The organism is Kitasatospora sp. CB01950, assembly GCF_001905465.1.
Taxonomy (GTDB): Bacteria; Actinomycetota; Actinomycetes; order Streptomycetales; family Streptomycetaceae; genus Kitasatospora.
In genome coordinates this window covers 1-14,547 of record NZ_LISX01000008.1, presented here as the reverse complement: position 1 = coordinate 14,547, position 14,547 = coordinate 1, and the positions used below count along the sequence as shown (strand labels likewise).

Below are 14,547 nucleotides of genomic sequence, written 5' to 3'. Positions count from 1 at the left end.
TCGAGACCCTCTCAGCGCCCGGCGGGGACGGCGGCGGTCTCGGCCGCGATCCGGCCGTCGACCAGATGGACGGTGCGGTCGGCGAAGTGGGCGAGCTCCGGGTCGTGGGTGGCGAGCACCAGCGTCAGTCGGTGGGACCGGGCGGCGCTGGTCAGTATCCGCAGGACCTGTTCGCGGGCGTCGCGGTGCAGCGGCGCGGTGGGGTCGTCGGCGAAGACCACGGGTGGTTCGGGGGCGAGGGCCCGGGCGACGGCGATCCGCTGGCGGAGGTCCTGCGGGAGGTCGGCGGGCCGGAGCTTCGCGCAGGCGGCGACGTCGAGGCGTTCGAGCCATTCGATGGCGGCGCGGTGGGCGGCGCGGTGGCCGGCGCCGGCCAGCAGCAGCGGCAGGGCGACGTTCTCACGGGCCGTCAGTTCCGGTACCAGGTGCGGTTCGGAGCCGACCCAGCCGAAGCGTTCGCGGCGCAGCCGCTCGCGGCCGGCCCGGTTGAGGGTGTGCACGGGGGAGCTGTGGAACCAGACCTCGCCCTCGTCGACCGCGAGTTGGGCGGAGAGGCAGCCGAGCAGGGTGGACTTGCCGGAGCCGCGCGGGCCGGTGACGGCGAGCATCTCGCCCTCGCGGATGCGCAGGGAGACGCCGCGCAGTGCGGGGCTGCCGTGATGGGACTTGACGATCCCTCGGGCCCAGAGCACGTCGTTGTCGGGCGGGGCCGATGACATGGGATCCATCCAGGTGCCGACGGGGATATGACAGTCGTCAGATTAGAACGATCGGACGGCCGTGCGGGTGCGCCGCACTGGCCCGAACAGGGAGGAATCGCCGCGAAAGCGGCGTGTTGCTCGCAGATTCGTTCCCGGGTACGCCGAAGGGCGGTCCCGACGGTGAGGAGTCGGGGCCGCCCTTCGGTGGAGGGTGGGGAAGAAAGCTCAGAAGATCAGATCTTCGCCCACGCGTCGGTCAGGCTGGTCCGCAGGATCTGCTCGATCTCGTCGAAGGTCGACTGGTCGGAGATCAGCGGCGGGGCCAGCTGGATGACCGGGTCGCCACGGTCGTCGGCGCGGCAGTACAGGCCGTTGTCGAACAGGGCCTTCGACAGGAAGCCGTAGAGAACGCGCTCGATCTCTTCGTCGTTGAACGACTCCTTGGTGACCTTGTCCTTCACGAGCTCGATGCCGTAGAAGTAGCCGTTGCCGCGAACGTCGCCGACGATCGGCAGGTCGCGCAGCTTGTTCAGGGTGCCCAGGAAGTTCGACTCGTTGTCGAGGACGTGCTGGTTCAGACCCTCACGCTCGAAGATGTCGAGGTTGGCCAGCGCCACCGCGGAGGAGACCGGGTGGCCACCGAAGGTGTAGCCGTGCAGGAAGGTGTTGTCACCCTTGTAGAACGGCTCGGCCAGGCGGTCCGAGATGATCGTGGCGCCGATCGGGGAGTAGCCCGAGGTCATGCCCTTGGCGCAGGTGATCATGTCGGGCTGGTAGCCGAACTTGTCGGCGCCGAACATGGTGCCCAGGCGGCCGAAGGCGCAGATGACCTCGTCCGAGACCAGCAGCACGTCGTGGCGGTCGCAGATCTCGCGCAGGCGCTGGAAGTACCCGGGCGGCGGCGGGAAGCAGCCACCGGCGTTCTGCACCGGCTCGACGAAGACGGCTGCGACGGTCTCGGCGCCCTCGTTGAGGATGGCCACCTCGATCTCGTCCGCGCACCAGCGGCCGTAGGCCTCCGGGTCGACGGTGCCGTCGGGCGCCGTCAGGAAGGACGGGGCGCGGTAGATGTTGGTGTTCGGGGCCTTGTGGGTGCCCGGCACCAGCGGCTCGAACGGGGCCTTCAGGCCCGGCAGGCCGGTGATCGACAGGGCGCCCTGCGGGGTGCCGTGGTAGGCGACCGCGCGGGAGATGACCTTGTACTTGGTCGGCTTGCCAGTCAGCTTGAAGTACTGCTTGGCGAGCTTCCACGCGGTCTCGACGGCCTCGCCGCCACCGGTGGAGAAGAAGACCTTGTTCAGGTCGCCCGGGGCGTAGTTGGCCAGGCGCTCGGCCAGCTCGACGGCCTTCGGGTGGGCGTAGCTCCACACCGGGAAGAAGGCGAGCTCCTTGGCCTGCTTGGCAGCGGCCTCGGCCAGCTCCTCGCGGCCGTGGCCGGCCTGGACGACGAACAGGCCGGCGAGCCCGTCGAGGTACTTGCGCCCCTTGTCGTCCCAGACGTAGGTGCCTTCGCCCTTGACGATCGTCGGCACGGGGGAGTTCTCGTACGACGACATGCGGGTGAAGTGCATCCACAGGTGGTCGTAGGCGGTCTTGGAAAGGTCCTTCTGCGCCGGCTCGGCTGTCATCGGGTGCCCCAGGTGTAGGTCTGTTTCCGGAGCTTCAGGTAAACGAAGCTCTCGGTGCTCCGCACGCCGGGAAGCGCGCGGATGCGCTTGTTGATCAGTTCGAGGAGGTGCTCGTCGTCCTCGCACACCAGCTCTGCGAGGAGATCGAACGAACCCGCGGTGCAGACCACGTAGTCGACCTCGTCGAACGCGGCCAGCGCGTCCGCGACCGGTTCGATGTCGCCCTCGACGCGGATGCCCACCATCGCCTGGCGGGTGAAGCCGACGGTGAGGGGATCGGTCACGGCGACGATCTGCATCACGCCTTGGTCGAGCAGCTTCTGGACGCGCTGTCGGACGGCCGCCTCGGACAGGCCGACGGCCTTGCCGATGGCGGCGTACGGACGGCGCCCGTCCTCCTGGAGTTGCTCGATGATCGCCTTGGAGGCGGCGTCGAGGGGAACGCTGGCGTTCCGGTCACGGTTGGCCACGCCGACACTGTGCCCCACGGACGAGCGAATCGCAAGCGACGGTGCTGCTGATTTCGTCGTCCTTTTGATGATCAAGAGCGGAATGCGTGGCACTCCGGGCGGGCTTCTGTCGATTACAGCAGTGCCGGAGGTAGTCTGGCGACGTACACGCGCGAGCGTGCACACCGCCGATCGTGGCTTGTCGCTGACATGCTGTGTCTGCCCCCCGCCGGAGTAATCTGGCGCGCGTGGCTGCAACGACGCAGGCCCAGACCGAGGAGAGACCCGTGAGCGAGCTTCGTACGCTGCGCAACTACATCAACGGTGAGTTCGTCGACGCGGCGGACGGCCGCACGCTCGACATCGTCGACCCGACCACGGGCGAGGTGTACGCGACGTCGCCGCTGTCCGGTGCCTCCGACGTGGACGCCGCGATGGCCGCCGCTGCAGCCGCCTTCCCGATCTGGCGCGACTCGATCCCGTCCACCCGGCAGAAGCTGCTGCTGAAGATCGCCGACGCGGTCGAGGCCCGGGCCGACGAGATCGTCGATGCCGAGGTGCGCAACACCGGCAAGCCGCGCGCGCTGACCCTCTCCGAGGAGATCGGCCCGATGGTCGACCAGCTGCGCTTCTTCGCCGGCGCCGCCCGTCTGCTGGAGGGCAAGGCCGCGGGCGAGTACATGGACGGGATGACCTCGATCATCCGCCGTGAGCCGGTCGGCGTCTGCGCGCAGGTCGCGCCGTGGAACTACCCGATGATGATGGCCGTGTGGAAGTTCGCCCCGGCGATCGCCGCCGGCAACGCCGTGGTGCTGAAGCCCTCCGACACCACCCCCGCCTCCACCGTGCTGCTGGCCGAGATCATCGGCGGCGTGCTGAAGGAGATGGAGCTGCCGGCCGGCGTCTTCAACGTCATCTGCGGTGACCGCGAGACCGGTCGCCTGATGGTCGAGCACCGCACCCCGGCGATGGCCTCCATCACCGGCTCGGTCCGGGCCGGCATGCAGGTCGCCGAGTCCGCCGCGAAGGACGTCAAGCGCGTCCACCTGGAGCTCGGCGGCAAGGCCCCGGTCGTGGTCTTCGAGGACGCCGACATCGCCGAGGCCGTCGAGGGCATCTCGGTGGCCGGCTACTTCAACGCCGGCCAGGACTGCACCGCCGCCACCCGCGTGCTGGTGCACGAGTCGATCCACGACGCGTTCGTCGAGGCGCTCGCCAAGGCCGCGAACGAGACCAAGACCGGCGGCGTGGACGACGAGGACGTGCTCTACGGCCCGCTGAACAACGCCAACCAGCTGAAGCAGGTCACCGGCTTCATCGAGCGCCTGCCCTCGCACGCCAAGGTCGAGGCCGGCGGTCACCGGGTCGGCGAGGTCGGCTACTTCTACGCGCCGACCGTGGTCTCCGGCCTGAACCAGGACGACGAGATCATCCAGAACGAGGTCTTCGGCCCGGTCATCACCGTGCAGAAGTTCACCGACGAGGAGCAGGCCGTCGAGTACGCGAACGGCGTCGAGTTCGCCCTCGCCTCCTCGGTGTGGACCAAGGACCACGCCCGCGCGATGCGGATGTCCCGCCGCCTGGACTTCGGCGCGGTGTGGATCAACACCCACATTCCGCTGGTCGCGGAGATGCCGCACGGCGGCTTCAAGAAGTCGGGCTACGGCAAGGACCTGTCGTCGTACGGCTTCGAGGACTACACCCGGATCAAGCACGTCATGACCGCGATCTGAATCGCGTAGCGGACGGAGAAGGGGCGCGGGGAACTGAGCCTTCGATCATCGCTCTTCGTGAGCGGGTGATCGGGCGCGCAGTTCCTCGCGCCCCTGGGTTTTCACCCTGTCAGGGAGGCGCGAAGCTCCCGTGACACGATGCAGCTGCCCCGGGCAGGGCGGCGTCCCTACGCTGGGCGCATGAGCACTCCCACCGCTGACTCGGTCGCCGGGCAGGCCGTCAAGGCCGCCGACCGCGCGCACGTCTTCCACTCGTGGTCCGCCCAGGCGCTGATCGACCCCCTCGCGGTGGCCGGTGCCGAGGGCTCCTACTTCTGGGACTACGACGGCAACCGCTACCTGGACTTCTCCTCGCAGCTGGTGAACACCAACATCGGCCACCAGCACCCGAAGGTGGTCGCCGCGATCCAGGCCAAGGCCGCCCAGCTGTGCACCATCGCCCCCGGCTTCGCCGAGGAGTCGCGCAGCGAGGCCGCCCGGCTGATCGCCGAGCGCACCCCCGGCGACCTGGACAAGATCTTCTTCACCAACGGCGGCGCCGAGGCGAACGAGAACGCGATCCGGATGGCCCGGCTGCACACCGGCCGGCACAAGGTGCTCTCCACCTACCGCTCGTACCACGGCGCCACCGCCAATGCGATCGCCCTGACCGGCGACCCGCGCCGCTGGGCCAACGAGGCCGGCGTCTCCGGCATCGTGCACTTCTGGGGCCCGTACGCCTACCGCTCCAACTTCCACGCCGAGAACGAGGCACAGGAGTGCGAGCGCTCGCTCGCCCACCTGGAGCAGACGATCGCGTTCGAGGGCCCGGGCACCGTCGCGGCGATCATCCTGGAGACCGTGGTCGGTACCGCGGGCATCCTGGTGCCGCCGGCCGGCTACCTGGCGGGCGTGCGGGAGATCTGCGACAAGTACGGGATCGTGTTCATCCTGGACGAGGTCATGGCCGGGTTCGGCCGCACCGGCGAGTGGTTCGCCGCCGACCACTGGAGCATCACCCCCGACCTGCTGACCTTCGCCAAGGGCGTCAACTCCGGCTACCTGCCGCTCGGCGGCGTGGCGATCTCCGGCGCGATCGCCGAGACCTTCGCGCAGAAGGCGTTCCCCGGCGGCCTCACCTACTCCGGCCACCCGCTGGCCTGCGCCTCCGCGGTCGCCACCATCAACACGATGGCCGAGGAGGGCATCGTGGAGAACGCCAAGCACATCGGCGAGAACGTGCTCGGCCCCGGCCTGCGCGAGCTGGCGGAGCGTCACCCCTCGATCGGCGAGGTCCGCGGCCTCGGCGTGTTCTGGGCGCTCGACCTGGTGAAGAACCGCGAGACCCGCGAGCCGCTGGTGCCGTACAACGCGGCCGGCGCCGACAACGCGCCGATCGCCGAGCTCGCCGCGGCCTGCAAGAAGCGCGGCCTGTGGCCGTTCACCAACATGAACCGCTTCCACGTGGTCCCGCCGTGCAACATCAGCGAGGAGGACGCCAAGACCGGCCTCGCGGTGCTGGACGAGGTGCTCACCCTCACGGACGCGCACACGATCTGACGATTCGTCGGCGAAGAAGGCCTCGGGCGACTGCCCGGGGCCTTCGTGCGCCGCCCGCGCTGGAGGTCACAGCGAACGAGCCGGCCGGACCGGTCGCCCTCGGACCGCACTGATCCCGGGGCCGCCGCTGACCGTGCGTCAGCGGCGGACTGCGTCCAGGGCCAGCAGGGCGACGTGCAGGGACAGGCAGGACTCGACCTGGTCGAGGTCGACGGCGAGGATGCGTTCGACCTTGTGGAGGCGGTCGTAGAAGGACGGGCGGGAGAGGTGGGCGGCGTCCGCGGCGGCGGACTTGTTGCGGCCCTGTTCGAGGTAGATCCGCAGCATCTGCACCAACTGGCCGCCGTGTTCGGCGTCGTGGGCGAGCAGGGGGCCGAGTTCGCGTTCGACGTAGGTCTGCAGGCGCTCGTCGTCGCGGAGCAGGTGGAGCAGGCCGCGGAGGCGGACGTCGGGGAGGCGGTAGTAGGCGGCGCGGCTGCCGGGGGCGTCGTGCAGAGCGGCGTCGGCGACCTGGGTGGCCTCCAGCAGGGCGCGGCGGGCGTCGCGGACCGAGCCCACCGAGGAGCCGACCGCTATCACCGGCTCGGCGGCCGCGCCGTCCCGGCCCGCGTCCGCGGAGAGCCGGCGCAGTGCCGCGGCGAACGCCTCCAGCGAGGTGTGCTCGTCCTGCTGCGAGCCGAGGGCGATCAGGACGCCGACGCCCTCGTCGTCCAGTGCGCCGACCAGCGCGGAGAGCCGGGAGGAGCGGATCGCGGTGGCCGCGAGCTCGGTGAAGTCGCGCAGCCGGGCCTGCGCCTCCAGGGCGGCGGGCAGCGGACCGTGACGCTGCCGCAGCACCACGCCGACCAGCCGGCGGCCTTCCAGCGGAACGCCCAGCGCCTGGGCGCGCAGCGCCACCTCGGAGACGGTCAGCGAGTGGGTGAGGATGCCCGACAGCAGGGTGCGGTGGGTCTGCCGCTCCAGCGACTCGCGGTCGCGGACCACCAGCCGGTTCAGCGCGAGGGTGGCCGCGCCGCGCTCCAGCAGCATCGCGTGCGGGTGCGGCACGTCCTGGGGGAGCGGCGCCGGCTCGTCGACCAGCACCAGCCGGCCCCAGTCCTGGCCGCGCGCGCCGACGGTGGTCACCAGCCAGCCCGAGCGCGGGTCGTAGCCGGTGCGGCCGGGCGGGTTGACGCCGCGCGAGCGGTGCTCCCAGTTCTCCAGCAGCTCCTGCTCGCCGCGTCCGGCCGTGTCGTGCGCCAGCACCTGGTGGGCGAGGTTCTCCAGCACCACGGGTGCGCCCGCCATCCGGCCGACCTGCCGGACCACCTCGGCGGGCTCCGCGCCCTCGGTGGCCAGCTCGTTGAACACCTGGTGCACCGCCTCGGACACCCGCAGCTGCTCCAGCTGCGCGTTCACCACCAGCGCGTGCACCGCCTCGGTGACGGCGACGAACTTCAGCTCCCGGCGCAGCGCCACCAGCGGCAGGTTGTGCCGCTCGGCGGCCGCCACCAGTGCCCGCGGCAGCGAGTCGAAGTAGCGCCGGCCGAACTCGATCACCAGCCCGGCCACCCCGACCTCGGCCAGCTCCCGCACGTACCGGGCCAGCCCGTCCCGGTCCTCCGGCAGCGCGATGCCGGTGGACAGCACCAGCTCGCCGCCGCGCAGCAGGCCCGCCAGGTCCGGCAGCTCGCTGACGTGCACCCAGCGCACCGGCCGCTCCAGCGCGGAGGCCCCGGCCACCACCTGGGGCAGGCCACGCCGCATCACGTCGAGATCGAGCACGCGGGCGACGGTGGGCAGCATCGCGGACACCTCCAGGGGTTTCAGGGTGTCAAGTGAATCATGCCCGGGAGCGACGCCCTGTCGCCCGGCCTCTGCCTTGCAGCCTGTAAGGCCGCCCGTCCGGGCCGTTGCTGAGTGCCGCTTGCCTCCGGCACCCGAACCGAGGCATCGTCGGCCGGGTCGAGTAGGCAATGGAGGCAACTCATGGACCTGACCAGCTTCAACGACGGCGCGCAGTACATCGCGGGCCGCCAGACCCGGGGCACCGGCGGCGAGCCGTTCGAGGTGGTCAACCCTGCGGACGGCAGCACCGTCCAGCAGGTCGAGCTCGCCACCACGGCCGACGTCGACGCCGCGGTCGCCGCCGCCCGTGCCGCCCTGCCCGAGTGGTCCGGCGCCACCCCTGGCGCCCGCTCCGAGGCGCTGAACCGGCTCGCCGGCATCCTGAGCGACCGGGCCGGGCAGTTCGCCCGGGTGGAGACCGCGCAGACCGGCAAGCCGATCAAGCTGTCCACCGAGTTCGACGTCCCCGGCACCGTCGACAACACCGCGTTCTTCGCCGGCGCCGCCCGCAACCTCGAAGGCAAGGCCGCCGGCGAGTACAGCGGCGACCACACCTCGTACGTGCGCCGCGAGGCGATCGGCGTGGTCGGCAGCATCGCGCCGTGGAACTACCCGCTGCAGATGGCCGCCTGGAAGATCCTCCCGGCCATCGCCGCCGGCAACACGATCGTCCTCAAGCCCGCCGAGCTCACCCCGCTGACCTCGCTGATGTTCGCGCAGGCCTGCACCGACGCGGGCATCCCCGACGGCGTCGTCAACGTCGTCACCGGTGCCGGACGCACCGCCGGCGAGCACCTGATCGGCCACCCCGACGTGGCCATGGTGTCCTTCACGGGCTCCACCGCCGTCGGCAAGCGGGTCGCCGAGATCGCCACCGCCACCGTCAAGCGCACCCACCTCGAACTCGGCGGCAAGGCCCCGTTCGTGGTCTTCGACGACGCCGACCTGGACGCCGCCGTGCACGGCGCCGTCGCCGGCTCGCTGATCAACAGCGGCCAGGACTGCACCGCCGCCACCCGCGCCTACGTCCAGCGCCCGCTGTACGACGCCTTCGTCGCCGGCGTCGCCGAGCTGTACGCCGCGATCCGCCTCGGCGACCCGCTGAACCCGCAGACCGACCTGGGCCCGCTGGTCTCCTTCGCCCACCGCGACCGCGTCGCCGGCTTCGTCGAACGCGCCCGCTCCTACGCCACCGTGGTCACCGGCGGCCCCGCCGACGGCAAGGGCCACGACGGCCACGACCTCTCGCTCGGCGCCTACTACCGGCCCACCCTGATCACCGGCGCCGCCCAGGACAGCGAAGTCGTCCAGGGCGAGATCTTCGGCCCGGTGCTCGTCGTGCTGCCCTTCGACAGCGACGAGGAAGGCCTGCGGCTCGCCAACGACACCCCCTACGGCCTGGCCGCCTCCGCCTGGACCCGCGACATCCACCGCTCGCTGCGCGCCACCCGCGAGATCGCCGCCGGCTGCGTCTGGGTCAACGACCACATCCCGATCATCAGCGAGATGCCGCACGGCGGGTACAAGGCCTCCGGCTACGGCAAGGACATGTCGCAGTACTCGCTGGACGAATACACCCAGGTCAAGCACGTCATGTTCGACACCACCGCGGTCGCCCGCAAGGACTGGCACCGCACCATCTTCGGCGACCGCTGACAGTCCGGTTTTCCCCGCGGCGATCCGTGTAAGAGAACGCCGCGGCCCCGCTCTCCCCGGTGACGGCAGCAGGCACCCCGCCTGCCGCCCGTCACCCGGGAGAGACGAGGAACCGCACATGAGCACCACCCGCCACCCCAGCGCCCTGCACTGGCTGGCCGACGCCGACCCCGACCCCGACCGCTGCCGCCGCAGCTGGGAACGGACCGGCCTCGCCCTGCTGCCCGCCGGCCGCCGCTGGGACGTCCTGCACGCGCCCGGCCCGCTCGGCCGCCCCGCCGCCGCCCTGCTCGACCGGCCCGGCGGCGGACCCGTTCTGGCGGACCCGGCCGACGACACCGTCGGCTTCCTCGTCCCCGTCGGCACCGCCGACCGGTGGATCGGCACCGGCATCCGACGCTCCGGCGACGGCATCTGGATCGCCGTCCCCCACCCCGACCGCACCGGCCGCGGCCCGCACTGGCTGATCCCCCCGCACCGCAGCGGACGCCTCGTCGACCCCGCCGCCCTCGAACTCGCCCTGCACGACACCGCCGTACACCTGCGCTGCCCGCGCTTCCCCCGCTGAGCGGACCACACTGTCCCCATGGACACCAGCACCGCCGACCCCGGGCCGCCCACCCGCGACCAGCACACCGACCGCGCCCGGCTGCTCATCGACGCCCAGCCGTACTGCCTGCGACACGGCCTCGCCCTCGCCGGGGCCGACGCGCTCCGGCTGCACGGCCTGCCCGTCCGCCTGCACGGCGCCGACCTGCTGCTGGTCTGCGCGGACGGCCCGCCGCTCGCCGACCTCGCCACCGGACTCGCCGAGACCCTGCGCGCCGCCGGCCACCGCACCGAGGACGCCCCCGGCACCGCCCGACGCCACCAACTCTCGGTCGGCGCCGGAGAACCGATCGGCGTCGAACTGCGCAGGGAACCGCTGGCCCACCCGCCCGTGCTGCCCGAGGACGCCCCCGTCCCCGTCGCCGCACTGGAGGACACCGCCGCGCTCGCCGTCCTCACCCTCTGCGAACGCGCCCTGCCCGCCGACCTGTTCGCCCTGCACGCCCTCACCGCCCGCCTGCGCGAAGGCCAACTCCTCGCCCTGGCAGGGACGTTCGACGAGGAGTTCACCGCCGGGACGCTCGCCGACCGACTGGAGAGCGCCGCCGCGCTGCTCCCCGCCGGGGCCGCCGACACCCGCGAGTGGGCCGAGAGCTGGGCCCAGGACCTGCGGCTCGACCTGCTGGAGACCACCGAACTCGCCGACGGGCTGCACGACCCCTACCTGGACGCCGAGGACACCGCGGAGGACGATCCCGAGGCCGCTTCCGACGACCTGTAAGGGTGAATCACGCTTCCCCGTCAGGGTGCTCGTTGAGCGGGCCCGGTGTGCCGCGCAGACTGGACAACGAGCGCGGGACATCCGTGGACATCGGAGGCAGAGACCCTTGAGCAAGCACATCACGCACTGGATCGGCGGCCAGTCCGTCGCCACCGCCGGAACCGCGCCCCGCCGCGGCGACATCTTCGACCCGGCCACCGGCCAGATCACCGGTCAGGTCGACTTCGCGGAGATCGCCGAGGTCGACCAGGCGGTCGCCGCCGCATCCCAGGCCTTCACCTCCTGGCGCAAGGCGTCCATCGCCAAGCGCACCCAGGTGCTGTTCAACTTCCGCGAGCTGTTCAACGCCCGCAAGGACGAACTCGCCGCGATCATCGTCGCCGAGCACGGCAAGGTGCACTCCGACGCCCTCGGCGAGCTCGCCCGCGGCCAGGAGGTCGTCGAGTACGCCTGCGGCATCCCGCAGCTGATCAAGGGCGGCTTCACCGAGCAGGCCTCCACCGGCGTCGACGTCTACTCGATCCGCCAGCCGCTCGGCCCGGTCGCCATCATCTCGCCGTTCAACTTCCCGGCCATGGTGCCGATGTGGTTCTTCCCGATCGCCATCGCGGCCGGCAACACGGTCGTCCTCAAGCCCTCCGAGAAGGACCCGTCCGCGGCCAACTTCATCGCCGAGCTGTGGAAGGAGGCCGGTCTCCCCGACGGCGTCTTCAACGTCGTCCACGGTGACAAGGTCGCGGTCGACCGCCTGCTGGAGCACCCCGACGTCAAGTCGGTCTCCTTCGTGGGCTCCACCCCGATCGCCCGCTACGTGTACGAGACCGGCACCCGCTACGGCAAGCGCGTGCAGGCCCTCGGTGGCGCCAAGAACCACATGCTGGTGCTGCCCGACGCCGACCTCGACCTGGCCGCCGACGCCGCCATCAACGCCGGCTTCGGCGCGGCCGGCGAGCGCTGCATGGCCATCTCGGTGCTGGTCGCCGTCGACCCGATCGGCGACGAGCTGGTCGCCAAGATCAAGGAGCGGATGGCCACCCTCAAGGTCGGCCCCGGCTGCAACGGCGAGTCCGAGATGGGCCCGCTGGTCACCGGCCAGCACCGCGACAAGGTCACCTCGTACGTCGAGTCCGGTGTCGCCGACGGCGCCGAGCTCGCCGTCGACGGCCGCAAGCACGCCATCGCCACCGAGGACGCCTCCGGTGCCCCCACCGCCGACGGCTTCTGGCTCGGCCCCACCCTGTTCGACCACGTCAAGCCGGGCATGTCCGTCTACAACGACGAGATCTTCGGCCCGATCCTGTCGATCGTCCGCGTCCCCTCCTACGACGAGGGCCTCGAACTGATCAACAACAACCCGTACGGCAACGGCACCGCCATCTTCACCAACGACGGCGGCGCGGCCCGGCGCTTCCAGAACGAGGTCGAGGTGGGCATGGTCGGCATCAACGTGCCGATCCCCGTCCCCGTCGCCTACTACTCCTTCGGCGGCTGGAAGGCCTCGCTGTTCGGCGACAGCCACGCCTACGGCGCCGAAGGCGTCCAGTTCTTCACCCGCGGCAAGGCCGTCACCCAGCGCTGGCTCGACCCGTCGCACGGCGGCATCAACCTCGGGTTCCCCACCAACAGCTGAACCCACCGCGTGACATGACGACGGCCGGCCCCTCCTCCCGGGGCCGGCCGTTCGGCATGGGCGCCTGCTTCTACTCGGCGCCGCTGCTCTTGACCTGGCGGCGCACCGTGGCCCGCACCGCCCGCGACACCACCGGGCCGAGCCCGTCCACCACCTCGACCAGCAGCCCCAACTGGTCCAGCGCCGCGAACGCGCCCTGCGCGCCCGCCGGATCGACGCCCTCGTACAGCTCCAGCCCGACGAACCCCGCCGTCACCGCCTGCGCCAATCCCGCCAGATCGAGGAACTCCGCCAGCGGATGCCCCGTGAACAGCCGGGTCAGGACGGCCTCGATCTCCACCGTCCACAGCCGCAGCGCCTCGGCCGTCACCTCCGCGAGCTGCGGGTAGCCCGTCGCCCCCGCCAGGAACTGCGCCATCAGCGCGACGTTCCCGTTTTCGCGCTCCTGGACGTGCAGGTCCTGGCCGACCGTCAGCAGTTCGCGCAGCGAACGCACCTCCGCGAACCGCTCGCGGTACCGCTCCAGCCGCAGCCCCGTCTCCCGCAGCGCCGCCGCCGCGAGCAGCCCCTCCACCGTCTTGAAGTGGTAGAAGACCAGCGCCTGGTTGGCCCCCACCTCGGCGGCGATGCTCCGCGCCGACACCCCCGAGATCCCCTGCCGTTTGAGCGCACTGGTCGCCGCATCCATCAACCGCTCACGTGTGTCGCCCATGCGCCGCAGCGTAACCGCCGCCCGACCGACGGGACCCGTCACATCCGGGAACGCTCACGGACCGGGCGGACGTGACGCGGAATCCCCTCCGACCCCACCTGCGGGTACTCCGCCGTGAACCACCCCTGGTAGCCCAGCACCAGGCCCACCAGCGGATTGCTCACCCGCACCCGGATCCGGAACCGCCCCGACTCGTCGTCGAACCACTCGTGCAGATCCGCCCGCGCCCGCAGCAGCTCCGGCACGATCGGTGCCCCCACCAGCGCCGCCACCCGGTGTGCCTCCGACGAGATCAGCAGCCCACCCCGCGTCGACACCCCGAGCCGCAGGTCCACCGCCAGGTGCTGGTGCGTGCCCAGGTAGTCGACCACCGTCCCCGGCCGGTCGGGCGCCGCCACCATCGTCGCGTCGAACCGCCGCGGCCGGGTGAACTGGAACGTCCGTACGAACGTCACCGTCTCCCGCCCGAACCCGTCCCGGTACGCGTAATTGGCGATGGTGAACGGGACGTCCCGCCCCTGGTCCGGGAACAGGACGTTGCGCCGCGCCCCTGCGGTCAGCAGTGGCACCAGCAGCGGCGAGCCGTGCTCGACCCGGTCCATCCGTCCCGTCCCGATGCAGGCGAAGCCGTCCACGCTGGAGAACCCGAACCTGCGCCGCAGCTCCGGGTGCAGCCGCTCGAAGTCCGCGCCCAGTGCCGCGTGGAAGATCGAACGGGCGGGACCGCCGGCGGTTGGGGAGTCGGTTCGGTCGGTGGCGACGGCGGTGGTGACGGCAGTGGTGGTGACGGCAGTGGTGGTGACGGGCACGGTTGATCCCCCTGAACGGATTTGAGCGATCGCTCAACGCTTGGCGTGGGCATCATGGCAGAGGTTTGAGCGACTGCTCAAGAGTGGGTGCCGGTGGGTCGTGGATCGCCGACTCGGGGGGCGTTTGCGTCTGGGGCGGATCCGGCGTAGTGTTCACTGGTCGCTCGGCAGGGAGCACCGGACACGCATCTGTGTGGACGGTCCCGGGGCGGCCAATCCCTTGAGAACCACCCAGTTGATCCGTGTCGGGTCGCGTCCTTTTCGCGTCTCTGTTCGTATTTGCTGTGCGCGTTTTCGGAGATTGCGGCGGATTCGCTTTTCGGAGCGGGGATCGGCTAGAGTTTGAAACGTCGGAACGGCCGCGAGGCAGGGAAGACAAACAGCAAGTCGGATCGAAACTCCGGAAAACGGAGCGGAAAACATCTGATAAGCTGAGAACACGAAAGAACGAAGCGCCCGGAGGGTCCGCAGGAATGCGGCTCGAAGGAAGCGTCCGTTCCTTGAGAACTCAACAGCGTGCCAAAAGTCAACGC

At 71.0% G+C, this 14,547-nt stretch carries 12 protein-coding genes; 6 read left to right on the top strand and 6 right to left on the bottom strand.

The window, feature by feature from the left end; genetic code table 11:
• Positions 1-11: 11 nt before the first annotated feature.
• The 3 genes from AMK19_RS20540 to AMK19_RS20530 form a co-directional block, all read right to left on the bottom strand.
• On the bottom strand, positions 12-719 hold the full coding sequence (locus AMK19_RS20540; protein WP_073813879.1) for an ABC transporter ATP-binding protein: 708 nt from the start codon (positions 717-719) through the stop codon (positions 12-14).
• 215 nt (positions 720-934) lie between these two features.
• Positions 935-2,329, bottom strand: a complete 1,395-nt coding sequence (locus tag AMK19_RS20535; RefSeq protein ID WP_073813877.1) for an aspartate aminotransferase family protein — start codon at positions 2,327-2,329, stop codon at positions 935-937.
• Positions 2,326-2,799, bottom strand: coding sequence for an Lrp/AsnC family transcriptional regulator (locus tag AMK19_RS20530; protein WP_030458782.1), 474 nt, complete (start codon positions 2,797-2,799; stop codon positions 2,326-2,328). Before AMK19_RS20530 ends, AMK19_RS20535 begins: the two co-directional genes overlap by 4 nt.
• A gap of 266 nt (positions 2,800-3,065) precedes the next feature.
• Here AMK19_RS20530 and AMK19_RS20525 point away from each other — a divergent pair, with 266 nt between their 5' ends.
• Positions 3,066-4,511 (top strand): gamma-aminobutyraldehyde dehydrogenase, encoded by a 1,446-nt coding sequence (locus AMK19_RS20525; RefSeq protein WP_073813875.1) that lies wholly within the window; start codon positions 3,066-3,068, stop codon positions 4,509-4,511.
• 180 nt (positions 4,512-4,691) lie between these two features.
• On the top strand, positions 4,692-6,050 hold the full coding sequence (locus tag AMK19_RS20520) for an aspartate aminotransferase family protein (protein WP_073813873.1): 1,359 nt from the start codon (positions 4,692-4,694) through the stop codon (positions 6,048-6,050).
• A gap of 138 nt (positions 6,051-6,188) precedes the next feature.
• On the opposite strand, the gene AMK19_RS20515 is transcribed toward AMK19_RS20520, so the two are convergent.
• Positions 6,189-7,835 carry a PucR family transcriptional regulator gene (locus AMK19_RS20515; protein ID WP_073813871.1) on the bottom strand — a complete coding sequence of 549 codons (1,647 nt, stop codon included), beginning with the start codon at positions 7,833-7,835 and terminating at the stop codon, positions 6,189-6,191.
• A 183-nt stretch (positions 7,836-8,018) separates the two neighbouring features.
• Here AMK19_RS20515 and AMK19_RS20510 point away from each other — a divergent pair, with 183 nt between their 5' ends.
• The 4 genes from AMK19_RS20510 (at position 8,019) to AMK19_RS20495 (ending at position 12,493) form a co-directional block, all read left to right on the top strand.
• Positions 8,019-9,533, top strand: coding sequence for a gamma-aminobutyraldehyde dehydrogenase (locus AMK19_RS20510; protein WP_073813869.1), 1,515 nt, complete (start codon positions 8,019-8,021; stop codon positions 9,531-9,533).
• Between the two features lie 118 nt (positions 9,534-9,651).
• Positions 9,652-10,101 carry a hypothetical protein gene (locus AMK19_RS20505; protein WP_073813867.1) on the top strand — a complete coding sequence of 150 codons (450 nt, stop codon included), beginning with the start codon at positions 9,652-9,654 and terminating at the stop codon, positions 10,099-10,101.
• Between the two features lie 18 nt (positions 10,102-10,119).
• The gene (locus AMK19_RS20500) at positions 10,120-10,863 is read left to right on the top strand and encodes a hypothetical protein (RefSeq protein ID WP_073813865.1); all 744 of its coding nucleotides are present in this window, start codon (positions 10,120-10,122) and stop codon (positions 10,861-10,863) included.
• A gap of 106 nt (positions 10,864-10,969) precedes the next feature.
• Positions 10,970-12,493 carry a CoA-acylating methylmalonate-semialdehyde dehydrogenase gene (locus AMK19_RS20495; protein ID WP_073813863.1) on the top strand — a complete coding sequence of 508 codons (1,524 nt, stop codon included), beginning with the start codon at positions 10,970-10,972 and terminating at the stop codon, positions 12,491-12,493.
• 70 nt (positions 12,494-12,563) lie between these two features.
• On the opposite strand, the gene AMK19_RS20490 is transcribed toward AMK19_RS20495, so the two are convergent.
• Both AMK19_RS20490 and AMK19_RS20485 read right to left on the bottom strand, forming a co-directional pair.
• Entirely contained in the window at positions 12,564-13,205 is a 642-nt protein-coding gene (locus tag AMK19_RS20490; RefSeq protein WP_073813861.1) for a TetR/AcrR family transcriptional regulator, read from the bottom strand.
• A 38-nt stretch (positions 13,206-13,243) separates the two neighbouring features.
• Positions 13,244-13,915 carry a DUF4166 domain-containing protein gene (locus AMK19_RS20485; protein ID WP_073814461.1) on the bottom strand — a complete coding sequence of 224 codons (672 nt, stop codon included), beginning with the start codon at positions 13,913-13,915 and terminating at the stop codon, positions 13,244-13,246.
• Positions 13,916-14,547 lie beyond the last annotated feature (632 nt).